Consider the following 24,730-nt stretch of genomic DNA (forward strand, 5'->3'; position numbering starts at 1 on the left):
TCAGGTATTTGTACAAATATACTTTTTTCTGCCAACTTACGGGACTAAGTGACTTTGTTTTGCAGTCTTTTAACTAGTTTTTAAATGTTATTTTATACTTGGAGAAGGAATTCCCTTTGCGTACTTATCCATGAAGAAGGTCAGTCCTTGCCTAACAGAGTTCAATCCGAAATCGGCAGGATTAAGCTTATCCATGGGAATAAAGAATGACTCCTCCACATCATCCATGGCCAGGTAGTGACTCATATCGCTTACCCGGCAGTAGTAAAAAGCATCGAGTGTGTGTACCTCAAAGCCCGAATACAAATAGATATTGGGTAATGAGAATAAATAGGTAGCCTCTTTCACGATGAGGCCGGTTTCTTCTTTCACCTCTCTGATAACGCCTTCTTCTCCGCTCTCGAACATATCGACGAATCCGCCCGGCAAATCGAGCGTTCCTTTGGCCGGCTCTTTGGCTCTTCTGCAAACAAGTAGCTCGTTTCGTTCATTGACTATGAACGCAACAGTTGCCGACGATGGATTAAAATAATAGGTGAAACCACACTGCCCGCATTTTTTTGACTTGGAGTTGTTGACTCTGAACTCACTTGACCCGCACTTAGGGCAATAGTTGAATAGAGAAAGAGGATGCTTATTCATGTTGTTTTTATGTTCTGATTTTGAGCAAAGTTATTAATTATTATTTGTTTGCTCCTAATTTATATCTGTATATTCGCAACTTTAATAACTTGTTTGCTATGAAAAAATGGATTGTCTCCTTCTGGTCTCTTTTCTTTCCCCCGTGCTGTGTGGTTTGCGGGCGCGTACTGCTTGACGGCGAAGTGCATCTCTGCACAAGTTGTAACATGGATATGCCCCGCACTTATTTTCATTTACAAGAAAGCAATGTGGCCGAGCAACTGTTTTGGGGGCGCATTCCCATTGTGCGGGCGGCTTCTTATTTCTTTTATACCAAAGGAAGCCGTTTTAAGAATCTGCTGTACGATTTAAAATATCACGATAACAAGGAACTGGGTTATTTCATGGGCCGTAACATGGCTAAAGAGCTGCAACCTACTGCTTTCTTTGAGGGGATTGATGTGATTCTGCCCGTTCCTCTTCATCCTGCCCGCAAACGAAAGCGGGGTTACAACCAGAGTGAGCTGATTGCCCGTGGCATTTCTCATGTGTCCGGGGTGCCGGTTGATGTGTTGTCGCTCTATCGTGAAGTGAACTCTTCTACGCAGACGCGGAAATCTACTTTCGAACGCTGGGAGAATGTTGAAAAAGTCTTTGCGCTTCATCCATCCTGTGACTTTTCAAACAAACACATCCTGCTTGTGGATGATGTGCTGACTACCGGTTCTACGCTTGTGGCGTGTGCATCGTTGTTTGCTTCATATCAGAATGTGCGCATCAGCGTGCTGACACTGGCTATGGCCGCATAGGCTCTTGGTGGTTTATCTGCTTGTTCTCTGTGATTTTTGTGGTTTTGTTTTTATCGGCTAACCATGGTTAGCCGACTTGTTGACCTTGGTTGGCCGACTTGCTGACCATGGTTAGCCGACTTCCCAACCATGGTTGGACGCTAAACGTATAACGAGGACTTTAGGAAAATTCCGGTGAAAGGGTAGGGGTATAAAACAAGAAAACCGCGTAGGAAGCAATGCTTCTAACGCGGTTTCTCTGCTCTTCGAGTAGGACTTGAACCTACGACCCTCTGATTAACAGTCAGATGCTCTAACCGACTGAGCTATCGAAGAATGTTGCAATTGAGAAGGTTTTGCTCTTCGAGTAGGACTTGAACCTACGACCCTCTGATTAACAGTCAGATGCTCTAACCGACTGAGCTATCGAAGAATGTTTTTCTCAATTGCGATGCAAAAGTAATAGGATATTTTGAAATATGCAATATCTTTGCAAAAAAAAGATTGAAATGGATAAAATAATAGGTTTAGGCAATGCTCTTGTAGACGTGCTTGCCACTCTAAATGATGATAGCATACTCACCGAAATGGAATTGCCCAAGGGTAGCATGCAGTTGATAGATAACGCTAAGCTTCAGGTTATTAACCAACATTTTAGTCGCATGAAAACTCACCTTGCAACCGGTGGATCAACCGGAAATGCCATACTTGGACTGGCTTGCCTGGGAGCACGCACTGGTTTTATCGGAAAAGTGGGCGATGATGAATATGGGAGCTTTTACAGAGAGAATTTAATTAAAAATGGCATCGACGAGAAGTTACTGATCTGTGACTTGCCTTCGGGAGTTGCCTCTACATTTATATCTCCGGACGGAGAACGGACTTTTGGAACTTACCTGGGAGCTGCTTCGACTTTGAAAGCGGAAGACCTGACTCTCGCCATGTTTCAAGGCTATACGTATTTCTTGGTTGAAGGTTATCTGGTGCAGGATCATGATATGATTCTTCGGGCCATTGAACTGGCTAAGCAGGCCGGATTGCAAATCTGCATTGACCTGGCAAGCTATAACATTGTGGAGAATGACTTGGAGTTCTTTACCATGCTGGTTCGCGATTATGTAGATATTGTTTTTGCTAACGAAGAAGAGGCACGTGCCTTTACAGGAAAAGATGCCGCTGAGGCTTTGAAACAAATTGGCCAAATGTGTAGCATTGCCATTGTAAAAGTGGGTGCTCGCGGATCGCATATTCTGAAAGGAGAAGATGACATCATGGTGTCTGCTTTGCCCGTAAGTCGTGTGGTTGACACAACCGGTGCGGGAGATTATTTTGCGGCCGGTTTCTTATACGGACTAACTTGTGGTTATTCACTCGAGAAATGCGGAAAGATAGGTTCCATGCTATCGGCAAATGTCATTCAAGTGGTGGGTACCACACTTCCTCAGCATAAATGGAATGAAATAAAGTTAAATATCAACACATTGTAATCAGCGCTTTATTCTATTTTGTTATCTTGCGCCGATGTTATCAATCGTTATTATACACAGATTATGAAAAAGTTCTTCAATAGACGTGCAGTTATTCTGTTGACTGCTATCCTTGCAGTGGTGGCGTTTTTTAGTTTTAAAAGCAGTGATAGCCGCACTTTTCAGTTAGCTAAGAATATGGAGATATTTAATGCCATCGTGAAGGAGTTGGATATGTTCTATGTAGATACGATTGATCCTAATAAAACTTTGCGCGAGGGCATTGATGCCATGCTGATGTCTCTTGATCCGTATACTAATTATTTTCCCGAGGAAGATCAGAGTGAACTGGAACAAATGATTAAAGGGTCGTACGGTGGTATCGGTTCTATGATTACGTATGATGTAAAACGGAAACGTTCGGTTATTGCCGAGCCTTATGAAGGCATGCCGGCTGCCCAGGTAGGACTGCGGGCGGGCGATATTCTGTTGACACTCGACGGTAAAGATCTGGAAGGGAAAACCAATGCCGAAGTGAGTGAAATGCTCAGAGGACAGGTGGGTACTACTTTCTCTTTGCGGGTTGAAAGACCGGGGGTAAGTAAACCCATTGATTTTAAAATTGTGCGCAAGTCTATACAGTTGCCTACTGTTCCTTATGCCGGGGTTGTGAGCGGTAAAACCGGATACATCAACCTGAACAGTTTCTCGGGCAACCCTTCGAAAGAGTTTAAGCAGGCCTTTTTAGACCTGAAATCAAAAGGAATCACTTCACTGGTTATTGATTTAAGAGGAAACGGTGGAGGATTACTCGATGAGGCTGTAGAAATTGTGAATTTCTTTGTACCTAGAGGCAAAACCATTGTGGTGACAAAGGGTAAAACCAAACAAGCTGCCAGTGTGTATAAAACGCTGCGCGAACCCATTGATACCGAGATACCGCTTGTGGTACTGGTCAACAGCGGCACGGCTTCTTCGTCTGAAATATTGGCAGGTGCTTTGCAAGATCTCGACAGGGCTGTTATTGTGGGTAACCGTACTTTTGGAAAGGGACTGGTTCAGATACCTCGTTCACTTCCTTATGGCGGGACGCTGAAAGTTACCACCTCAAAATATTACATACCCAGTGGACGATGTGTGCAGGCCATCGACTATAAACATAGAAACGAAGATGGCAGCGTAGGACGCATACCCGATAGTTTGACGAATGTATTCCACACAGCTGCCGGTCGCATAGTACGTGATGGCGGAGGTGTAACGCCCGATATTGTGGTGGAGCAAGAGAAATTGCCCAACATCCTGTTTTATCTGGCTAACGATAACCTCATCTTTAACTACGCAACAAACTATTGTCGTAAGCATGCAACTATTGCACCTGCCGAGCAGTTTAAGCTGACTGATGCTGATTATGCTGATTTCAAGGCCATGGTGAAAGCGGCCGACTTTAAATATGATCAACAAAGCGAGAAGATACTAAAGACCTTAAAAGAGGCTGCTGAGTTTGAAGGTTATATGGATGGGGCTTCTGCCGAGTTTAAAGCATTGGAAAGTAAACTGGCTCACAATCTGGATAAGGACTTGAATCATTTTTCTAAGGATATCAAGAACATGATTTCCATTGAAATAATTAAGCGTTATTACTATCAGCGTGGTGCTATTATAGAGCAGTTGAAAGATGACAATGGTTTGCAGGAGGCTGTGAAGGTACTGGCTAATCAAGGCAAATATAAGGAGATGCTTACTGTTGCTGCGAAGAAATAAAAAAGCTATATAACTAAAACGAGCCGGAAGAAAACTTTCGGCTCGTTTTAGTTTATAATAAGATGTACTGTTTGGCGTGTACTGCTTATCGCAGTTTACTTTTCTTCTTCGTGGTAGTCTCCGTTGGCTTTGATCAATGCAATCAATTTGTCGACCGCTTCTTCTTCGGGAATGTTCTTCTCAATGCATTCTTTTTGCTTGTAGAGACTTATTTTCCCTCTTCCGGCGCCCACATATCCGTAATCAGCGTCGGCCATTTCTCCCGGTCCGTTAACGATGCATCCCATGATGCCTATCTTCAGTCCTTTGAGGTGAGAGGTAGCGGCTTTGACCCTGGCTATGGTACTTTGCAAGCTGAAAAGCGTTCGTCCGCATCCCGGACAAGAGATGTATTCGGTTTTGCTGGTTCTGACACGACCGGCCTGCAAGATGCCAAATGCAGTTGCATCTACTTGCGCATGGGTTAATGTTCCTTGGTTGTAGAGGAAAATACCGTCGCACAATCCGTCGAGTATCAAAGCACCCATATCAATAGCCGATTTAACCTGCAAGTTTTCCACATCGTTTTCGCTGTAATGCTGGAAGAATATCACCGGATTCTTTAAACCTTCATTCATTAACTGATGAACCAGCGCACGGTGTTCCCCGATGCGGTTGGGGTGATTGCTCTGAGACAAAATAACGATTTCCGGATGTGCTTTGAGGCAGGCTACTGCTTCATCGGTCAGAGCCATAAACGGGATAAACAAAAACTTAAGTTCCGCTTGGCAAGCCCCTACTGCATATAGCTGGTTGTGACTGAATGCAGGCCAGCATTTCTTTCCGGCTGCTTCAAACTTCTCCTTTTCTTCTGCCCACACATCGGCATCCACAATATAGTCGGGACCGTTTTCCAGTGTGGCGGGAATACTTTTGGCAGCATAGATGTAATCGGGCATGAATTGATCATTCGTCTCAAACTTCCCGTCAAGCCTTTCGGCTACTACCACCGGCACGTTGTCGCCACCGATGTTGCGTATGGAAGTTGTTTCCCTTTTTACGGGCGACAAGAAATTAAACGAATCGTTGGCTACTCCCGGAATATACGGATGGTCAGCGCGCTGAGCAATGTAATCAACAATTTTGCGGGCAACCGGTATCTCTAACTCCGGCTCTTCACTTAACGATACACGAATGGTATCTCCGTATCCGTCGGCCAGCAGAGTTCCTGTTCCCAAAGCCGACTTGATGCGGCCGTCCTCACCGTCACCTGCTTCGGTTACGCCCAGATGAATGGGAAATTTCATTCCTTCCTTCTCCATCACATCGACCAGCAACCGTACAGTGCGCACCATGATGACTGTGTTCGATGCCTTTATCGAAATAACGACATCAGAAAAGTCTTGCGCTACGCACACACGAAGAAACTCCATGCAAGATTCAACCATCCCTTCGGGCGTATCGCCGTAGCGGGTCATGATGCGGTCTGACAAGGAACCGTGGTTTACACCGATACGAATGGCCGTGTGGTTTTCCTTGCAAATAGCTAAGAACTCGACCAAACGTTCACGTATCTTTTGTAATTCAACGGCATACTCTTCGTCAGTATAATCAACTTGCTTGAATGTTCGCGGAGCATCCAGGTAATTACCCGGATTGATGCGCACCTTCTCGGCATACAAAGCAGCCACATCGGCCACCTTAGGCGTGAAGTGCACATCGGCCACCAGCGGATTCAGGTACCCTTGTTTTCTGAGTTCAGCGTTGATGTTCCTGAGGTTTTCGGCCTCCTTGACTCCTTGCGTGGTAAGCCGCACATAGTCGGCTCCCGCATCAATAATTCTTTTTGCTTGTTCTACACAGGCTTCTGTGTCCTGCGTAGCTGTATTGGTCATTGACTGAACGCGAACGGGGTTACTTCCCCCTACTTCTACGTTTCCCACATGAACCACAGACGTTTCCCTACGGGAATAGTTGAATAAATCCATTTAATTAGTTTTAAACTCAAACTTAACCTCTTTCAGCTCCTCGTTGGCCTTAACGATCTTCCTTTTAAGTCCTTCTTTGTAAGCAATGAATTTGGCTTCTAATTCTTTGTTTTCCAGAGATAACATCTGGACCGCAAGAATTGCCGCATTGAGTGCACCGTTTATTCCTACCGTAGCCACGGGAATGCCCGGAGGCATTTGTACAATGGCCAATAAGGCATCCATGCCATCGAGGGATGATTTTATAGGAACGCCAATAACTGGCAGTGGTGTCGATGCTGCGATTACTCCCGGCAAATGAGCAGCCATCCCGGCAGCTGCAATGATAACCTTTATACCTCTGAGATGTGCATTCTTGGCAAACTCTTCTACAGCTTCCGGTGTGCGGTGAGCCGAAAGAGCATTCATTTCAAACGGTACATGCAAATCATTGAGTAATTGCGCCGCCTTTTCCATTACGGGAAGATCAGACGTACTGCCCATGATAATACTAACAATTGGTGTCATACGATTGGTTTATTCATTAATGGTTTTTTTATATTCTTTAGCGTCAAGTAAAACACTGAAGTCGGCATCAGCCGATGGCTCGATCTTAATAAGCCATCCGGCACCGTAGGGATCCTGATTAACCAGTTCAGGTTTGTCCTCAAGCGCTTCATTCTGTTCCAAGATGGTTCCGCTTACCGGCATGAACAAGTCGGATATGGTTTTCACTACTTCAATGGTTCCGAAAACGTCACCGGCGTTCAGTTCTTCACCTACCGTTGGTATATCTACAAACACAATATCGCCCAATTGGTTCTGTGCATGTTCTGTTATACCAATGTAAGCAACTTCACCTTCCACACGAATCCATTCGTGCTCAGAGGTATACTTTAGTTCTTCCGGAAAATTCATAATACTTAGTTTTAGGGTTTATAATTATAATAAGAAAATTCGAAATAAGATATTGGCAATGGGGTGCAACACGAGCAGTGAACAGATAAATCCTACCACAAAACCGGTTAGTACCTCGCTCAGTGTGTGGTGTTGCAATATGATTCTGGCTGTGCCCAGCACTCCTGCAATAAGTATAAACAGGGATAACCACCACACCGGGTTGTATCCGAAAAGGGCGCTGAAAGAAACGACCCCTCCCACAATGCCACCCATGCCCAGCATGTGTTCACTCAGTTTCCATTTCAAGTTCAGTATAATAGAGATAAGCATCATCAGTAAAGCAGTCAGTATGATGCCCGACATGTACCAGGGTATATTCAGCTTTCTCATCATCAGCATACAGAACACGTAAGAGATGATGGTAAGCAGATAGGGTACATAGCGCTTTTTCCTGTCGGTAAGATCTTTCGCCTCAAAACCATTGATCTTCCGGAAAAGGAAAATGGTTAGCGTGGGCATTAAGATGGTGAAGCAATACACCACGCCCAGTACGATGAGCTTATATGCCAAAGGCATAATGTTTAGGTACGAGAACAGAAATAAAATAAGGAAAGCAACAAACGGGATTGAAAACGGCGTGAAAACGGCCGAAACAATCCGCGCTGTTTTAATCAATGTTCTGTCTGCAATAATATGTTCTTCCATAAGTTGAATTGTTTATTTTCTTAGCCGGGCTACCGGTATGTTTAATTGCTGACGATATTTGGCTACTGTTCGGCGGGCTATAGGATAGCCCTTCTCCTTCAATATATCGGCCAATTCATCATCGGTCAATGGTTTCTTCTTGTTTTCGTTGTCAATGCATTCTTTCAGGATGCGACGTATCTCACGTACCGACATTTCTTCTCCGTCTTCTGTGGTATAACCGTCACTAAAGAAATATTTCAGCGAGTAAATACCAAAATTGGTTTGTACATACTTGCTGTTGCTAACACGTGAAATGGTGGAGATGTCGAGCCCTGTCCGTTCTGCCACGTCTTTCAGAATCATGGGGCGAAGCAGCGATTCATCTCCTTCCTGAAAAAAAGGACGTTGTAAGTCTATAATTGCCTCCATGGTAGTTTGCAACGTGTTTTGTCTTTGCTTGATGGCATCAATAAAACCTTGAGCGGCATCCATTTTCTGCTTCAAAAAGAGCATGGCTTCTTTGGATTCTTTTGTCTGGTTGGCCTTATTATAAGTATGTTCCTGAAGCATATCGTTGAATTCACGACTCATGCGGAGTTCGGGCATGTTTTTATTATTCAGGCTAAGCACTATGCTTCCGTCATCGAACGTTTCAACAATGAAGTCAGGTACAATTTGTTGCATATTACGGCCAATCACCTCTCCAAGAGAACTTCCCGGTCTGGGGTTTAGCTTGGTGATTTCATTGATGGCGGCTTCAAACTCTTCTTCGCTGAGGTTGAGCCGCTGAATGATCTTATCCCAATGCTTACGGGTAAACTCCTCATAACATTTCTCGATGATGTTTAATTCCGTTTGCTGTAAGGATGACGGTTCCTTGCGCTTTATCTGGATAAGCAAGCACTCTTGCAAACTTCGTGCTCCCAATCCGGGAGGATCGAAATCTTGTATGATGCTTAACACCTCTTCCAATTCCTGCTCTTTGGCATCAACACCTGCATAAATGGCTAACTCATCGCTAATGCTATCTAATGTTTTGCGCAACAGTCCGTCATCATCAAGGGAGCCGATAAGATATTCGGCCAACGCTTGCTGATGCTCGGTGAGGTTTCGTTCACGGAGTTGTTCTTGCAGTGTTTCGTAAAAAGAAGTAGTGTCCGAGAAAGGTATTTCCTCGGCCTGCTCTCCTTTTGATTTATTTCTTTCCTGTAATTTATAATCGGGAATATCGTCTTCGGTAAGGTAATCGCCTAATGAATCATATTCATTGTCCGACTGATCATTGTCTGCATTTTCAGAGAGATCGTCGACAGCTGTTTCCTCTTTCCCTTCTTCAAGAGCGGGGTTTTCCAGAAGCTCGGCACGCACACGATCTTCTAGTTCCACAGCCGGAAGCTCGAGCAGCTTCACTACTAAGATTTGCTGTGGCGAAAGAGTTTGAACCTGTTGTTGTACTTGCGATTGTACCTGACGGGAACCTTGTGCCATAATGTTACTTTTTCAATCTTTGATCTTGCTACAAAAGTAATTAATTTAATTGAGAATCGTCAAGGGGTAATTATCTAATTTTGATTTAAAACGGTTATCTTTGTTGCACTAACTTAAAAACGGAACATTATGTTTTCTAAAGAGACGTATGTGCAACGCAGAGCGTTGCTCAAGAAGAGTTTAGGCTCTGGAATACTTTTATTTCTAGGTAACGATGATATGGGCTTGAATTATGAAGATAACACTTTCCGTTATCGTCAGGACTCCAGCTTTCTCTATTACTTCGGTCTTTCTTTTGCCGGTTTATCTGCTGTGATTGATATTGATAATGATAAAGATATTGTTTTTGGAGATGAACTGACCATTGACCATATTGTATGGATGGGCACTCAGCCTACGTTGAAGGAAAAAAGCGAGCGGGTGGGCATAACATGTACTTTGCCTTCTGATTCTTTAACCGAATATTTGCATAAAGCTGTTCAGAAGGGTCAGACAATTCATTACCTCCCTCCTTACAGAACAGAACATAAATTGAAACTTCAGGAATGGCTGGGCATTCCGCTGGGTCGTCAGGAAGGATCGGTCGATTTTATTCGTGCCATTGTGAAACAAAGAAGCTACAAGTCTGAAGAAGAAATTGCAGAAATAGAAAGAGCTTGTAATATAACGGCCGACATGCACATCGCTGCCATGAAAATGCTTCGCCCGGGAATGAAAGAGTATGAAGTAGCATCGGCCATACAAGCAGTTGCCTTTGCGGCAGGAGGTGATTTATCTTTTCCTACCATTGCAACGGTTAACGGACAGACACTCCACAATCATTACCATGGCAATACGGTTCAAAGCGGCGATCTGTTTCTAATTGATGCCGGAGCAGAAACCGCTATGGGATATGCCGGTGATATGTCGTCCACGATTCCTGCTGATAAGAAATTTACTACGCGTCAGCGCGAGATATATGATTTGCAGGTTGCGATGCATCTGGAATCAGTGAAAGCGCTAAGACCGGGAATTCCTTTTGTTGACGTCTATGATCTTTCTGCGCGTGTGATGGTAGAAGGTTTGAAACAGTTGGGACTCATGAAGGGAAATGCCGATGATGCTGTTCGTGAAGGAGCGCATGCTTTGTTCTATCCTCACGGATTGGGACACATGATGGGACTCGACGTGCATGATATGGAAAACTTAGGTGAAACTTGGGTAGGTTATGACGGAAAGCCAAAGAGCACTTTGTTCGGTCGCAAATCCCTTCGTCTGGCAAGAGAACTAGAATGTGGTTTTGTTCATACCATTGAACCGGGAATCTATTTTATTCCTGAACTTATTGACCTTTGGAAAGGACAGAAGAAATTTAATGATTTCATTCATTACGATGCAGTAGAAGCTTATAAAGACTTTGGAGGTATTCGTAATGAAGAAGATTATTTGATTACAGAAACAGGAGCTCGCAGGTTAGGTAAGAAGATTCCGTTGACAGCCGATGAGGTGGAAGAATTAAGATAATATATGACTCAAGATAATAAGGCAATCGTTTATGCAGCAATAGCAGTTCTCAGCTGGTCAACGGTTGCCTCTGCTTTTAAAATAGCTTTAAGGTACTTAAGCTCGTTTGAACTTTTATTGGTAGCTTCTTGTACTGCTTTCCTTATTTTTTTATTTACCTTGCTTGCCCGAAAGAAATGGAAAGAGGTAAAGAACCTGTCAGCTTCGCAGTGGAGATGGTTTGCTCTGCTGGGCCTCCTTAATCCCGTGACCTATTACTTGGTGCTGTTTCGTGCCTATGATTTACTTCCGGCACAGGTGGCGCAACCTGTCAATTATTCATGGCCCATATTGCTGTTAATCTTGCTTTCATTATTTGGGGGGCAATCCATTCCCAAAATTAAGTATGTGGGGATGCTGCTTTCTTTGGGAGGTGTAGTCCTTATCTCAGCCGGCACGGGCTTATCTGATAAACTAGAGTTCTCTGTTACAGGTTTTCTTTTGGCTTTTTTAAGTGCATTCTTGTGGGCCGGTTATTGGATGGTTTCCAATAAAAGAAAAGAGGTAGATGCTATTATCGCTTTGACGGCTACTTTCTTTTTTGGCAGTGCATATCTTCTTATTGCCTCACTATGGATGGAACCGGTTGTATTACCTGTTCAAGCGTTGCTGTCGGGTATGTATGTCGGTGCTTTCGAAATCGGTATTCCTTTTGTGTGTTTTGGAATGGCTATTCAGTTGACCTCCAATGCCACATTGGTAAACCAGATGTGCTATTTATCCCCTTTCTTGTCTTTGTTTCTTATTCATCTCGTTCTTGGAGAACAGATCGTGTGGACTACTTATGCAGGGTTGTTGCTGATTGTCGTGGGCATTATTTTCAACCAGTACCTGGCTCCCAGATTGAAACACTAAGGTGTGTTGTTTGTATTCCGAAGTGACTATTGACCTCAGAATACAAACAATCTTCATTACTAGTTAATATTTAAAGCTACTTCCTCCGAGGAATTCCCTTAATAATGAAGTAGGAGGAATTTCTTTGTCTTGTACAGTGGCGAAGTATTTGATAAATTTAAGCAAGCGATAGGCTTCACAATATTCTTCGCTATTGCGCGGAACATTCATTAATATAGGTTCAGCGTAACTTCTTAGTACTGCAAATTCAAACAACAAAGCCGAGTTAAACATGACATCGGCATTTTCCTGAAACGGAAAGATCCATTTATCTTCACCTGCTCTTACACTGGGCCATCGGGATATAGTCTCTTGTGCTGAATACCCTCTGTAATTGAAATCACGTATGATGCGGCGCAGCAAGCGATTGTCAGTTGTTGGAATCCAATTATGATCGTCAAGTGATATGGTCGTTAATGCCGAAACATATATTTTAAACTTCTTTGCATCCGGAATATGCGATGTGAGTTCAGGATTTAATGCATGTATGCCTTCCAATATAAGAATGGTATTGTTATCTATTTTAAGTTTATCACCGGGATATTCTTTCTTTCCTAACGAAAAGTTGAAACGTGGCAAGTCAACCTCTTCACCCTTCAATAAGGCTTCCAGTTGATTATTGAAAAGATCGAGATCGAGTGCATATAGAGACTCATAATCATAATTACCATGCTCATCACGAGGAGTTTGTTCACGGTCCACAAAGTAATTATCCAGGGAGATGGGGTACGGACGAAGTCCATTGGTCATCAGCTGGATGGATAATCTCTTACTAAAAGTGGTTTTCCCTGAAGAGGAAGGCCCTGCAATCAGAACCAGGCGCACTCTGTTGCCGTTTTCTCCTTTATGAAAAATGGTATCGGCTATCTGGGCTATTTTCTTTTCTTGAAGAGCTTCGGCGACATTAATCATGTCTGTTGCGTATCCTTTCTCGCATGCAAGATTAAAATCACCGGCATTGTTCATGTCCATGATTTTGCTCCATTGAAGGTACTCCTTGAATACATCGAGCATTTTTTCCTGCTTGATTACCTTCTCCAGTTCATTGGGATTGTCTTTGTTGGGGATACGCAGCAATAATCCGTCGTAATATTCTACTAAATCGAAAAGCTGTATATAACTGGTTCTTGGAACTAAATTACCGTAATAATAATCAACTGTATCTCCCAAGGTATAGTAATAAGTATAAATAGAGTCGGATGTTTCAAGTAACCTCACCTTATCATCCATACCCTTCTCATTGAATATTTTTACGGCTTCTGTGGTATGACATTCTGTGCGTTTGAAAGGAATATCTGCTTTTATTATTTCACGCATTTTATCCTTGATGCGTTCAACATCATCGGGAAGGATATCACGTCCTAATTTCAGATTGCAAAAATATCCTTTCGACACAGGGTGCTCCATGTATACCTTTGCATGGGGATATAACTCGCTTACTGCCTTAAATAGGATGAAACAAAGGGAACGTACGTACGTGCGCATACCCGACGGGTCGGTTATGTCAAGGAATTCGATGTCTTTATTATTGTATACTCTAAAGTTTAATCCTTCGGATCGGTTGTTGACTTTGGCACTTACAACAGGGTAGGGTAATCTGAAATCCAGACTATTGTATATCTCTAAAAGTGAGCTTCCTATAGGTACTTCTTTAGTAATTTTGTTATTTTTGCAATGTATTTGTATTTTCTGTTTCATGCTTATTACATTTTAATGAGTAAATTAGACGGATAAATATATTGCGAAATTGTTTATAAGGCAAATAACCATCAATCGAATTAAAGATGCAATATTCTTTTTATGATTTTTTAATGCTCATAGGCTCTTTGGGTCTGTTCCTATACGGAATGAAAATTATGAGCGAAGGATTACAAAAAGTAGCCGGTGACAGGTTGCGTAGTATATTAACGGCGATGACAACGAATCGTGTTACCGGGGTACTTACCGGATTGATGATTACGGCACTGATACAGTCATCCTCTGCCACAACGGTCATGGTAGTAAGCTTTGTGAATGCAGGTTTGCTTACGCTGACGCAATCCATCAGTGTGATAATGGGGGCAAACATCGGGACAACCGTTACGGCGTGGATTATTTCATTGTTTGGTTTTAAAGTCGATGTTTCATCTTTTGCACTTCCTTTATTAGGCATAGCTATTCCGCTTATTTTCTCGAGCAAGAGTACCCGAAAATCTCTGGGTGAGTTTATCTTTGGGTTCTCTTTTTTGTTTATGGGGCTTGCTTATCTGAAAGACAATGTACCGAACTTAGCAGAAAATCCCGAAATGCTTGCTTTCATACAGAATTATACGGGCATGGGGTATCTGTCGATCTTATTATTCCTCTTGCTGGGTAGTATACTAACCATAGTCGTTCAGTCGTCTAGTGCTACTATGGCAATTACTTTAGTGATGTGCTCCATGAACTGGATTCCTTTCGAACTGGCAGCAGCATTAGTTTTGGGAGAAAATATAGGAACTACCATTACAGCTAATCTAGCTGCATTAACGGCTAATACTTCTGCCCGGCGAGCTGCGTTGGCTCATTTCATGTTTAATGTGTTTGGTGTTCTGTGGATGCTGGTTCTTTTCTATCCGTTTACCGGAATGATATCTTATTTTGTAGATACTTACATGGCAAGTGATCCTCAAGTGGCAGTTTCATTTAAACTTTCTGCATTTCATACGGCATTCAATATTTGTAATGTGTGCATCATGATTTGGTTTGTTAAGCTGATAGAGAAGACGGTGTGCCTGATCATACGCAAAAAGGAAGACGATGAAGAATACCGACTGCGATTTATTTCGAGTGGCATGTTGTCGACTGCCGAACTTTCTATCTTGCAGGCACGCAAAGAGATTCATCTGTATTCAGAGCGTACTTTCCGTATGTTCCGTATGGTGCAAGACTTGCTTCACACAGAAAAGGATGATGATTTCAATAAGCTTTTTAGTCGTATAGAGAAATACGAGAATATAAGTGATAACATGGAACTGGAAATTGCGAATTATTTAAATCAGGTGTCTGAGGGGCGCTTAAGCTCTGAAAGTAAGCTGCAGATTCGTTCCATGCTACGTGAAGTTACTGAAATTGAAAGCATTGGCGACAGCTGTTACAACTTGGCCAGAACAATTAACCGCAAGCGTCAAACGAATCAAGACTTCACAGAAAAGCAATATGAGCACATTCATTTTATGATGAATATGACGGCTGAGGCTCTTTCGCAAATGATATTGGTTATTGAAAAGCCCGAACAACACAGCATTGATGTGAATAAGTCATTTAACATTGAGAATGAGATAAATAATTATCGAAATCAGTTGAAGAATCAGAACATCCTTGATGTGAATAATAAAGAGTATGATTACCAGATGGGAGTTTACTATATGGATATCATTGGCGAGTGCGAAAAACTGGGCGACTATGTTGTGAATGTGGTTGAGGCTAGTAGCGATATGAAAGAAAAGAAAGCTTCCTAAATAGAGTATTTCCCCTATGCAAAATAACTAGCATAGGGGAAATCATTCTTTACTCGTCTAAAGGCTCAAAATCTTCTTTTCCTACCCCACAAAGCGGACAAACCCAATCTTCAGGTATGTCTTCGAATGGAGTACCCGGTTCAATTCCACTGTCCGGATCGCCTAGTTCCGAATCATAAACGTAGTCACAAGCTGTACAAAGGTATTTCATAATTTTATCGTTTGGTTTATCAGTTAAACAGATAATAGCTGGTTTTGTTTAATGGTAATCGGCCTCTTTCTGATTTTATAAAAAGCATTAATCTGCACGAATTACCGATTTTATGTTGTATTTTTGTGCTTTTAATTATGTGATCTGGTATGACTACAACAAATGAAACTTATTATCATTCAGGCCTAAGCGAGGATGAAGTTCAAATAAACAGAGCAAAGTATGGTGATAATTTGCTAACACCTCCCAAAAGACCCTCTTTGTGGAAGCTTTATCTTGAGAAGTTCCAAGATCCGGTTGTGAAAGTACTTCTTGTTGCAGCTATCTTCTCTTTAATCATCTCTTTTATTGAACAGGAATTTGCAGAAACGATTGGTATCATCTTTGCGATATTGCTTGCTACCGGTATCGGATTCTTTTTTGAATATGATGCAAATAAAAAGTTCGATTTGCTTAATGCTGTTAACGAAGAAACGCTTGTTAAAGTAATCCGTGCAGGAAAAGTACGCGAGATTCCCCGCAAAGATGTTGTGGTTGGCGATATCATTATTCTTGAGACAGGAGAAGAGATTCCGGCAGACGGAGAACTGATTGAGGCATTATCCTTGCAAGTCAATGAGTCAAACCTAACAGGAGAGCCTGTTGTAGAAAAAACAACGAATGAAGCCGAGTTTGATCTTGAAGCAACCTATTCATCAAACTTGGTTATGAGAGGAACGACAGTTGTTGATGGTCACGGCATGATGAAAGTGATTAAAGTGGGTGATGCAACTGAAATAGGTAAGGTTGCACGTCAGAGTACGGAACAAAGCACTGAACCCACTCCTTTGAATATACAATTAACCAAGTTGGCTAATCTGATTGGTAAAGTTGGTTTTACTATTGCTATTGCTACTTTCCTGATTTTTGTAACCAAAGATTTATATCATTACATAGGCGCAAACGAAATTAACGGATGGCACTCTTATGTTGATATCGCCCAAATCGTACTTAAGTATTTTATGATGGCGGTTACCTTAATCGTTGTAGCGGTACCCGAAGGCTTACCAATGAGTGTCACTTTGAGCCTTGCATTAAATATGCGACGTATGTTGGCTACGAATAATTTAGTTCGTAAAATGCATGCTTGCGAAACAATGGGAGCTATTACAGTTATCTGTACTGATAAGACGGGAACGCTTACCCAGAATCTGATGCAAGTTCACGAACCCAAATTTTATGCTTTAAAAGAAGCCAAAGTATTGGGAGATGATTTTACAAGCAAACTTGTATCAGAAGGTATTAGTGTAAACTCAACGGCTTTTTTGGAGGATTCTGAAGAACAAGGAAAACTAAAAGGAGTAGGTAATCCTACTGAAGTAGCCTTACTTCTGTGGTTGAATAGCTTAGGAAGAGACTATCTTGCTATAAGAGAAAAATCCAAAGTGATTGATCAGCTAACTTTCTCAACGGAAAGAAAATACATGGCCACTTTAGTGCACTCCGGTCAGACTGGCAAAAAAGTGCTTTATATAAAAGGTGCTCCGGAAATTGTGTTGAGTAAATGCAAGGAAGTTGTGTTGTCGGATGGACAAGCCAGTGCGCAGGACTATAAAAAGACCATTGATGAGCAACTTATGACTTATCAAAACATGGCAATGCGTACGCTGGGCTTTGCCTATAAAATAGTTGACGACAATGAAGACGCTGATTGTGTTGCCTTAGTTTCAGCCAATGATTTAAATTTTCTTGGAGTTGTAGCTATCTCTGACCCTATTCGTGAGGATGTGCCTGCTGCGGTTGCTAAATGCCAGTCGGCCGGTATCGGGATTAAAATTGTAACAGGCGATACTCCCGGAACAGCTACAGAGATTGCTCGTCAAATTGGCTTGTGGACCGCTGAAGATACAGAACGGAATAGAATTACGGGAGTTGCTTTCGCTGAGCTGACTGATGAGGAAGCGCTGGAAAGAGTAAGAGATTTGAAGATCATGTCTCGTGCACGTCCAACTGATAAGCAAAGACTTGTGCAATTGCTTCAGCAGAAGGGCGAAGTGGTGGCCGTGACAGGTGACGGAACAAATGACGCACCGGCGTTGAATCACGCACAAGTGGGACTTTCTATGGGTACAGGAACCTCTGTTGCCAAAGAAGCGAGCGATATCACATTGCTTGATGATTCTTTTAATAGTATTGGCACCGCTGTGATGTGGGGACGTTCGCTCTATAAAAATATCCAGCGTTTTATTGTGTTTCAGTTAACCATCAATTTTGTGGCCCTCCTGATTGTTTTGATTGGTGCCTTTATGGGAACCGAACTGCCACTTACTGTGACGCAAATGCTATGGGTTAATTTAATAATGGATACTTTTGCAGCCCTTGCTCTGGCTTCTATACCGCCTAGTGAAAAAGTGATGAATGATAAACCACGCAAAAGTGATGACTTTATCATCACTAAACCAATGCGATATAACATTATTGGAGTAGGAACTATCTTCTTGGCTGTTTTAATGGGGTTAATCTTCTATTTTACAGATGCTGCAGGTGCAATGTCTGTTCACGACCTAACCATCTTCTTTACGTTTTTTGTTATGTTGCAGTTTTGGAACCTGTTTAATGCTCGTGTGTTTGGAACAACTGATTCTGCATTCAAGGGATTGAGCAAATCGTATGGAATGGAATTGGTTGTACTTGCTATATTAGGAGGACAGTTCTGTATTGTTCAGTTTGGTGGTGATATATTCCGCACAGAACCGTTGAACTTCCATACATGGGTTGTTATTATAGCAACCTCTTCTTTAGTACTTTGGATTGGTGAAATAATCCGACTGGTTAGACGTTTGATATATAAATAAAAACAGATGAAAAGAAAAGGCATTAAAAACCTTATAATTGATTTTGGTGGTGTATTGATAGATCTGGATAGAGATCGTTGTATCAGGAACTTCGAACAATTGGGCGTAGCGGACTTTGGAGATTTGATTGACCCGTATCGCCAACAAGGTTTTTTTATGGAGTTGGAGAAAGGTTTGATTACTGCTTCGGAATTCAGAAATATAATTCGCGAACGTTCAAATAAGCTTTTTACCGATAAGCAAATCGATGCTGCCTGGAACAGTTTTTTGGTTGGCATCCCTACTTATAAGCTCGATTTGTTACTGAAACTTCGTGAACACTATGTGGTTTACTTGTTAAGTAACACCAATATAATTCATTGGAAATGGTCATGTGCCAATACCTTCCCGCATAAGGGATTTCGTGTGGAAGACTATTTTGAGAAGATGTTTCTTTCGTTTGAATTACATCAAGCAAAACCTGAAAAGGATATGTTCGAGACTCTACTTGCTGAGACAGGTATAGTTCCTGAAGAAACTTTCTTTATTGATGATGCCCCCGCAAACTGTCAGACAGCCCAATCTCTAGGAATATCTACTTATACTCCTGAGGCAGGCGAGGATTGGGGACACTTGTTTAAATAAGACTAAAATAACATGCAGATTATCGATAATATTCCAGATCTTCCTTTGGAACCATGTGTTGCTACCATCGGTTTTTTTGATGGCGTGCATCTGGGACACCGCTTTCTTATAGAGCAGGTGAAAGAACTTGCAAAGGATCAGGGGTTACGTTCTGCATTAATCACTTTTCCGGTCCATCCACGCCAAGTGATGAAGTCTGATTACCGTCCGGAGTTGCTTACTACCCCTGAAGAGAAGATAGAACTGCTGAAAGCTCAAGGTGTTGATTATTGTATTATGCTTGACTTCACGGTTGAATTATCTCAATTATCAGCTCTCTCTTTCATGAAAGATATACTTCAACAAAGGTACAATGTAAGCACCTTGATTATAGGATATGATCACCGTTTTGGGCATAATAGAAGTGAAGGCTTTGAGGACTACGTACGCTATGGCCAACAGATAGGAATGAATGTGTATAGAGCCCAAGCCTGCATGATTGATGATTTGAATATCAGCTCATCTTTGGTCAGAACACATCTGCTAGAAGGCAAAATTGATTTGTCAACTCGTTATCTCGGGTATAATTATTCAATTGAAGGTGTTGTTGTGGGGGGGTATCGCGTTGGGCGAACTATTGGATTCCCCACGGCAAACCTAGATCTACGTGAATCCAATAAGTTGATTCCCTCAGATGGTGTTTACGCAGTACGTGTGGAGGTTAAGGGGTGTTTATATGCTGGTATGCTTAATATCGGTTACCGGCCAACTCTCGATAACGGGTCGAAAAAAAGTATTGAGGTTCACATCCTTCGTTTTGACGAAGATATTTATGATGAAAAGATACGCCTTTATTTCGTAAGCCGTATTCGTTCTGAGATGAAGTTCTCCGGACTTGATGAACTGATAGCACAATTGAAACGTGATGCTGCATTCGTTGATTCGGTTCTACCCCGTTGATTCCCTTTCTATTTATTGCTGTTTCACATTACTTTCCATTCTTCCTTTTTTAAGGCTTATTTTCGTATAAAAGACTTTTTGTTATTGAAATACATATTTTTTTTATTGTTTTTCAATAAAATATTTGCGTATGTGATAAATACTGTTTTTCTTTGCATATCGAAAAACAATATATTATTATTGAATAACAAATTTACGTCTTATGAAAAGTTCATTACTAAGCATTACTATGTTGATTGTATCCATCTCGGTTATGGTCATGTTTATTTGCGGTACAGCCGCTTGTGCATAATCAATTTAAAATAAAAGTTTATCTTTGCATCCTGAATAACGAAAAATGAAAGAAGCTATCAAATTAGTATTGGTGTATTTCGCCTGCCAGATTGTTGGGGCTATATTGGCTATGATACCTTGCGCCATTATTGCTCTTGTGTTGTACAAGGACTTTTCCTTGGTACAAGACATGATGTTAGCCCCATCTATGCTAGTCGGGTTTGGCTTAATGACATTTTATCTCTTTCGGAAAAAGTACATTCCCTTTGACCTGCAATCGTGGAGTGCTATCTCTGCTTCTTATCTGTCTTCGGTTATTCTGCTTACATTTTCCGTCATGTTTTTGATTGATTGGCTGATGTCACATCTTACCTTTCTTCCCAATTGGTTAGATGCTTCGTTTGATGTGCTATCTTCCAATTGGCTGGGGATTCTTTGCGTAAGCGTGCTTGGTCCCATTTTGGAAGAGCTTCTTTTTCGGGGTGCTATCACAAAAATCCTATTGAAGAAATACAAACCGGCAAAAGCGATTATTCTTTCCGGATTGATTTTCGGGATTTTTCACTTAAACCCTGTTCAGGTTGTAGGTGCTGCTCTGGTCGGTTTTGTTTTTGCTTGGATGTACTACAAAACCAAAAGCCTCCTGCCAGGAATTGTTATGCATATAGTGAATAACAGTACTTCTGTTTATCTTGCAGCCAAATACCCTGATGTTGACTATCTCAATGAACTCTCGGGCGATAAATATACCTTATATTTGGGAATAGCAATGGCTTTGATGATTTTGCTTGTTCTTTATATGGAGAAATTAATGGCACACAAGAAACGGGAAAACGCAAACATTATAAATTAATAATATAACCGAATGAAAAGACGATTGAATTTACTTTGTTTATTTGTTATGCTTGTTCTGAGCTACTCTGTGTTTTCGACTTTGTATGATTTTGGCCGTGGAGTGAGCGCCGGGCTTAAGATGGCTAAAAACATTAAAGCAGATAAGGCTGCAAAGAATGACAATCCTGCTTTGCATTTAAAATTGGCTGCTTTTACTCCGGATAATTTTACATGTTTTACTGATTCCGTATATAATGAAAAAACATCCTCTTATGTACCCGCCATGTATAGTCAGTTAATAGTTAGTGTAAAGACCAACCCGAGTATGTGTACTCTGCTGATTTCAGGAATTTTGTCTTTGCTTGAATTTATATCAATCGCTCTCTCTGTAGTCTTCTTTATACGTATTATCATCTCTATTAATAAATCGGATATTTTTAATTGGAAAAACGTATCCCGGTTGAGGTGGCTTGGAGGTGCATTGACATTTAGTTTCACGTGCTCGCTTGTTGCTTTGATTATTAGTAATTATGAATTGGCGGATGCCTTTGCGTTAAAAGGTTATTCGATGCATTTGTCTGAACTGTTGTCAATTACAACCTTGGTTCTTGGTATTATATCATTTATCATTGCGGAAGTATTTGCAATTGGTTTACGTTTGCAGGAAGAACAAGAACTTACTATTTAAAAAGGAAGGAAAGAATATGTCTATTATAGTAAATCTGGATATAATGATGGCCCGCAGGAAGATTTCTTTGGGAGAGTTGGCTGAGAAAGTTGATATTACTCCTGCCAATCTTTCCATTCTTAAAACCGGTAAGGCCAGAGCCATTCGTTTTTCTACTTTAGAGGCAATATGTAAAATACTTGATTGTCAACCGGGAGATATATTAGAATTCCGCGATGATGGCAAAGAATAGCTTCTTATCTGCACATGAATATAAAAAAGAAAGGAAGCTTAAAGCTTCCTTTCTTTGGCTTTGTAGGCCAAGGCATACATTCTTATTTGTTTGACCATCGACAGCAGACCGTTACTTCGTGTTGGTGACAGATGCTCTTTCAAACCTATCTTTTCAATAAAATAAAGATCAGAACTTAGTATCTCATCGGGAGTATGTCCTGAAACAACTTTGATGAGCAGTGCTATGATTCCTTTCACGATGAGGGCATCGCTTTCTGCTTTGAAAATAAGCTTTCCATCCACTTCATCAGCTTGCAACCAGACCCTGCTTTGGCAGCCTTCAATCAAATTCTGTTCCGTTTTATATTTTTCTTCGAGCGGTTCTTGTTCATTTCCTAAATCAATAAGTAGTTGATAGCGATCCATCCAATCGCTAAAGTCATTGAACTCAGCAACAACTTCGTCTTGTAATTCGTTGATAGACATTCTTTTTTTATTTTTCGTTATATATTACTTCCAATACAGTTTGCCCCACAGCCTTAAGAGTTGATCTGTCAATAATATCCATGTTGTCATTGACTGTATGCCAGAAAGAGCCAAAGCCTGATAACTCGCTTCCTTCGTCGGTTGGAATGATATCAATGCTGGGTATTCCGGCCAATCTATTTATAAATAAGTGGTCATCTGTAACCGGACCTCCTTCTTTATTGATAAAGAAACGTCCGTATCCCATCTCGTTAGCCTTCTTCCATACCTTATCATTTACATCTTTGGCATACTTTTCAGAATAACCTTCTTTATAGAAAGTGGCATTCTTGCCTCCTACCATATCGAGTAAAATGCCAAATCTAGCATTGTAGCCCTGCACGTGCGGATTCCTCGCCCAATACTGTGTGCCAAGACACCAATACTCTTCTTTGTGTTCGCCATTATAAAATTGAGGGGCACCGTAATCTTCAGCGTCAAAGAAGATAATATCCACACCTAACTCCGGTTGTTGTTGTCCTAGCAGACGCGCAATTTCCAGCAATACACCTACACCGCTTGCACCATCGTTTGCTCCTAAAATAGGAGTGTGGTGGTTCTGTTCATTGGGGTCATTATCCGCCCAGGGACGAGTATCCCAATGCGCAAATAGCAATACGCGTTTTTTATTTTCAGGCTTATACGAACCAATAATATTTCGAGCTTTTAGTATCACTCCATCGTAACGAAGCAGATCGGCATATTGATTGGTAACCTTAGCACCAAACTTCTCTAGTTTCGCTGCCAGATAATTACCGCAAGCAACATGTTGGGGAGTATTTAGCACTCGCGGTCCGAATGCAACTTGCGCATTGACATATTGATATGCGCTGTCCGCATCAAAGTCAGGCGCCTTGACAGTTTGTATATTCTCAGTAACAGTCGTGCTTTTTTTTGAATTAGCTCCACACGAGGTTGCTATAATCAATGATAAAGCACAAGCTAAATACATAAGTTTGATTTTCATTTAAAGAGTTATTTTAGATTTTCAAAAATACAAATATATTATTTTAGTTCACTATCCGATAGTCAGAATTTGAGTTCAACGACCTTGGATGCTACCGTTAATTCAACCGGCGCGCCGTTCACAATAGCCATGTTTTGAGCCACATGCCCCACCGGAAAATCAAAACAAACAGGGTATTTATACTCCTTAACAATATCTGCTATAGCCTCGTATAGAGGTTTACCAAGAGATAAATCTTCGTCATATTCTGTGAACTGCCCTATGATTAATCCCGACAAACGTTCCAGTATACCACCTAATTTCAAATTATACATCATTCGTTCAATGGCATGCGGCCTTTCGCCAACATCTTCTATGTATAGAATGGTGTTTTCCGGAATAATATCATACTTTGTTCCCCTTAATCCATAAAAAACGGCTAAATTTCCGCCTTTTATGATACCTTTTGCCTCTCCTGTTTTGTTTAATTTGTGAGGAGCACAGTTGTAAGTCGGTAGCTGGCCTAAAAGAATGTTTCTTAAACTCAGTGTGCCGGCGTTATCTTCAGGTTCAACACTGAGGTGACGGGCCATAGGAGCATGTATGGAGGCAAAACCATGATATTGGAAAAGATTGTGAAGAGCTGTAATATCACTGAAGCCAATCAACCATTTGGGCGATTTACAAAACTGTTCAAACCGAAGTTGCTCTATGATGTGAACAGCCCCATAGCCACCCCGACTGCAAAAGATTGCTTTTACATCCGGTGCGTCCATTGCATGTTGAAAATCATCAAGCCTCTGGTTTATGCTTCCGGCATATTTACCCGATGCAGCAGCGGCATGTTTGCCCAATATTGATTGGAGCCCCCAAGAAGCTAAACGTTCTTGTGAACCTTTTAAAAGATTCTTGTCTATTTTGCCTGAAGGAGACACGATTGCCACCTTATCTCCCTCTTGCAAATAAGATGGAAATATGAAGTTGTCCATATTTATTGCTTTGATGATTGAATGCCACAAAAGTACATAAAAAAATATGATTATCTTATTAGTTAGAGTTATGTGTAGTGAA

23 protein-coding genes and 2 tRNA genes are annotated in these 24,730 nt (G+C 41.5%); 12 read left to right on the forward strand and 13 right to left on the reverse strand.

Going from position 1 to position 24,730, the window contains the following annotated elements:
* Positions 1 to 87 precede the first annotated feature (87 nt).
* Complete coding sequence (locus ACKPCE_RS05100) at positions 88 to 642, reverse strand: NUDIX hydrolase (RefSeq protein ID WP_319504424.1); 555 nt, start codon at positions 640 to 642, stop codon at positions 88 to 90.
* A gap of 98 nt (positions 643 to 740) precedes the next feature.
* Between ACKPCE_RS05100 and ACKPCE_RS05105 the strand changes: the two genes are divergently transcribed.
* Complete coding sequence (locus ACKPCE_RS05105; RefSeq protein ID WP_319504425.1) at positions 741 to 1,430, forward strand: ComF family protein; 690 nt, start codon at positions 741 to 743, stop codon at positions 1,428 to 1,430.
* 241 nt (positions 1,431 to 1,671) lie between these two features.
* Here ACKPCE_RS05105 and ACKPCE_RS05110 read toward each other — a convergent pair.
* Both ACKPCE_RS05110 and ACKPCE_RS05115 read right to left on the reverse strand, forming a co-directional pair.
* Positions 1,672 to 1,745, reverse strand: a tRNA-Asn gene (locus ACKPCE_RS05110).
* A 23-nt stretch (positions 1,746 to 1,768) separates the two neighbouring features.
* Positions 1,769 to 1,842, reverse strand: a tRNA-Asn gene (locus ACKPCE_RS05115).
* 76 nt (positions 1,843 to 1,918) lie between these two features.
* On the opposite strand from ACKPCE_RS05115, the gene ACKPCE_RS05120 reads away from it, so the two are divergent.
* A complete protein-coding gene (locus ACKPCE_RS05120; protein WP_319504426.1) occupies positions 1,919 to 2,896 on the forward strand; it encodes an adenosine kinase in 978 nt (325 codons plus the stop codon).
* Between the two features lie 63 nt (positions 2,897 to 2,959).
* Positions 2,960 to 4,636, forward strand: a complete 1,677-nt coding sequence (locus tag ACKPCE_RS05125; RefSeq protein ID WP_027317616.1) for a S41 family peptidase — start codon at positions 2,960 to 2,962, stop codon at positions 4,634 to 4,636.
* A 95-nt stretch (positions 4,637 to 4,731) separates the two neighbouring features.
* Here the strand turns inward: ACKPCE_RS05125 and ACKPCE_RS05130 are convergent, their stop codons facing one another.
* The 5 genes from ACKPCE_RS05130 to rpoN are packed head-to-tail and all read right to left on the reverse strand — an operon-like array spanning position 4,732 to position 9,657.
* The gene (locus tag ACKPCE_RS05130) at positions 4,732 to 6,603 is read right to left on the reverse strand and encodes a 4-hydroxy-3-methylbut-2-en-1-yl diphosphate synthase (protein WP_319504427.1); all 1,872 of its coding nucleotides are present in this window, start codon (positions 6,601 to 6,603) and stop codon (positions 4,732 to 4,734) included.
* The gene (gene purE, locus ACKPCE_RS05135) at positions 6,604 to 7,110 is read right to left on the reverse strand and encodes a 5-(carboxyamino)imidazole ribonucleotide mutase (RefSeq protein ID WP_276962897.1); all 507 of its coding nucleotides are present in this window, start codon (positions 7,108 to 7,110) and stop codon (positions 6,604 to 6,606) included.
* A 9-nt stretch (positions 7,111 to 7,119) separates the two neighbouring features.
* Positions 7,120 to 7,500: a glycine cleavage system protein GcvH gene (gcvH, locus tag ACKPCE_RS05140; protein WP_276991843.1), complete on the reverse strand. Its 381-nt coding sequence runs from the start codon at positions 7,498 to 7,500 to the stop codon at positions 7,120 to 7,122.
* 24 nt (positions 7,501 to 7,524) lie between these two features.
* On the reverse strand, positions 7,525 to 8,187 hold the full coding sequence (locus ACKPCE_RS05145; RefSeq protein ID WP_024996947.1) for a membrane protein: 663 nt from the start codon (positions 8,185 to 8,187) through the stop codon (positions 7,525 to 7,527).
* A gap of 12 nt (positions 8,188 to 8,199) precedes the next feature.
* Positions 8,200 to 9,657, reverse strand: a complete 1,458-nt coding sequence (rpoN, locus tag ACKPCE_RS05150; RefSeq protein WP_277639462.1) for an RNA polymerase factor sigma-54 — start codon at positions 9,655 to 9,657, stop codon at positions 8,200 to 8,202.
* A 129-nt stretch (positions 9,658 to 9,786) separates the two neighbouring features.
* Here rpoN and ACKPCE_RS05155 point away from each other — a divergent pair, with 129 nt between their 5' ends.
* Together ACKPCE_RS05155 and ACKPCE_RS05160 are read left to right on the forward strand one after the other, a co-directional pair.
* Positions 9,787 to 11,160, forward strand: a complete 1,374-nt coding sequence (locus ACKPCE_RS05155; protein WP_319504428.1) for an aminopeptidase P family protein — start codon at positions 9,787 to 9,789, stop codon at positions 11,158 to 11,160.
* 3 nt (positions 11,161 to 11,163) lie between these two features.
* Positions 11,164 to 12,054: a DMT family transporter gene (locus ACKPCE_RS05160; protein ID WP_319504429.1), complete on the forward strand. Its 891-nt coding sequence runs from the start codon at positions 11,164 to 11,166 to the stop codon at positions 12,052 to 12,054.
* A gap of 63 nt (positions 12,055 to 12,117) precedes the next feature.
* Here the strand turns inward: ACKPCE_RS05160 and ACKPCE_RS05165 are convergent, their stop codons facing one another.
* The gene (locus ACKPCE_RS05165) at positions 12,118 to 13,791 is read right to left on the reverse strand and encodes a nucleoside kinase (protein WP_319504430.1); all 1,674 of its coding nucleotides are present in this window, start codon (positions 13,789 to 13,791) and stop codon (positions 12,118 to 12,120) included.
* An 86-nt stretch (positions 13,792 to 13,877) separates the two neighbouring features.
* Here ACKPCE_RS05165 and ACKPCE_RS05170 point away from each other — a divergent pair, with 86 nt between their 5' ends.
* The gene (locus tag ACKPCE_RS05170; RefSeq protein ID WP_024996942.1) at positions 13,878 to 15,572 is read left to right on the forward strand and encodes a Na/Pi cotransporter family protein; all 1,695 of its coding nucleotides are present in this window, start codon (positions 13,878 to 13,880) and stop codon (positions 15,570 to 15,572) included.
* A 49-nt stretch (positions 15,573 to 15,621) separates the two neighbouring features.
* On the opposite strand, the gene rd is transcribed toward ACKPCE_RS05170, so the two are convergent.
* Complete coding sequence (rd, locus tag ACKPCE_RS05175) at positions 15,622 to 15,783, reverse strand: rubredoxin (RefSeq protein ID WP_024996941.1); 162 nt, start codon at positions 15,781 to 15,783, stop codon at positions 15,622 to 15,624.
* Positions 15,784 to 15,932: 149 nt separating this feature from the next.
* Between rd and ACKPCE_RS05180 the strand changes: the two genes are divergently transcribed.
* The 6 genes from ACKPCE_RS05180 (at position 15,933) to ACKPCE_RS05205 (ending at position 22,207) form a co-directional block, all read left to right on the forward strand.
* Positions 15,933 to 18,617 carry a calcium-translocating P-type ATPase, PMCA-type gene (locus tag ACKPCE_RS05180; protein WP_319504431.1) on the forward strand — a complete coding sequence of 895 codons (2,685 nt, stop codon included), beginning with the start codon at positions 15,933 to 15,935 and terminating at the stop codon, positions 18,615 to 18,617.
* A 6-nt stretch (positions 18,618 to 18,623) separates the two neighbouring features.
* Positions 18,624 to 19,241, forward strand: coding sequence for an HAD family hydrolase (locus ACKPCE_RS05185; protein WP_319504432.1), 618 nt, complete (start codon positions 18,624 to 18,626; stop codon positions 19,239 to 19,241).
* Between the two features lie 12 nt (positions 19,242 to 19,253).
* A complete protein-coding gene (locus ACKPCE_RS05190) occupies positions 19,254 to 20,180 on the forward strand; it encodes a bifunctional riboflavin kinase/FAD synthetase (protein WP_277639469.1) in 927 nt (308 codons plus the stop codon).
* A gap of 337 nt (positions 20,181 to 20,517) precedes the next feature.
* Entirely contained in the window at positions 20,518 to 21,306 is a 789-nt protein-coding gene (locus tag ACKPCE_RS05195; protein ID WP_319504433.1) for a CPBP family intramembrane glutamic endopeptidase, read from the forward strand.
* Positions 21,307 to 21,318: 12 nt separating this feature from the next.
* A complete protein-coding gene (locus ACKPCE_RS05200) occupies positions 21,319 to 21,975 on the forward strand; it encodes a DUF2975 domain-containing protein (protein WP_319504434.1) in 657 nt (218 codons plus the stop codon).
* Positions 21,976 to 21,991: 16 nt separating this feature from the next.
* Positions 21,992 to 22,207 carry a helix-turn-helix domain-containing protein gene (locus ACKPCE_RS05205; RefSeq protein WP_024996936.1) on the forward strand — a complete coding sequence of 72 codons (216 nt, stop codon included), beginning with the start codon at positions 21,992 to 21,994 and terminating at the stop codon, positions 22,205 to 22,207.
* 38 nt (positions 22,208 to 22,245) lie between these two features.
* On the opposite strand, the gene ACKPCE_RS05210 is transcribed toward ACKPCE_RS05205, so the two are convergent.
* The 3 genes from ACKPCE_RS05210 to ACKPCE_RS05220 form a co-directional block, all read right to left on the reverse strand.
* Positions 22,246 to 22,674, reverse strand: a complete 429-nt coding sequence (locus ACKPCE_RS05210) for a SufE family protein (protein ID WP_024996935.1) — start codon at positions 22,672 to 22,674, stop codon at positions 22,246 to 22,248.
* Positions 22,675 to 22,681: 7 nt separating this feature from the next.
* The gene (locus ACKPCE_RS05215; RefSeq protein WP_319504435.1) at positions 22,682 to 23,680 is read right to left on the reverse strand and encodes a M20 family metallopeptidase; all 999 of its coding nucleotides are present in this window, start codon (positions 23,678 to 23,680) and stop codon (positions 22,682 to 22,684) included.
* A gap of 62 nt (positions 23,681 to 23,742) precedes the next feature.
* Positions 23,743 to 24,648, reverse strand: a complete 906-nt coding sequence (locus tag ACKPCE_RS05220; RefSeq protein WP_319504436.1) for a S66 peptidase family protein — start codon at positions 24,646 to 24,648, stop codon at positions 23,743 to 23,745.
* Between the last annotated feature and the right edge of the window lie 82 nt (positions 24,649 to 24,730).

Source organism: Bacteroides graminisolvens (assembly GCF_963666085.1).
GTDB classification, from domain to species: domain Bacteria; phylum Bacteroidota; class Bacteroidia; order Bacteroidales; family Bacteroidaceae; genus Bacteroides; species Bacteroides graminisolvens.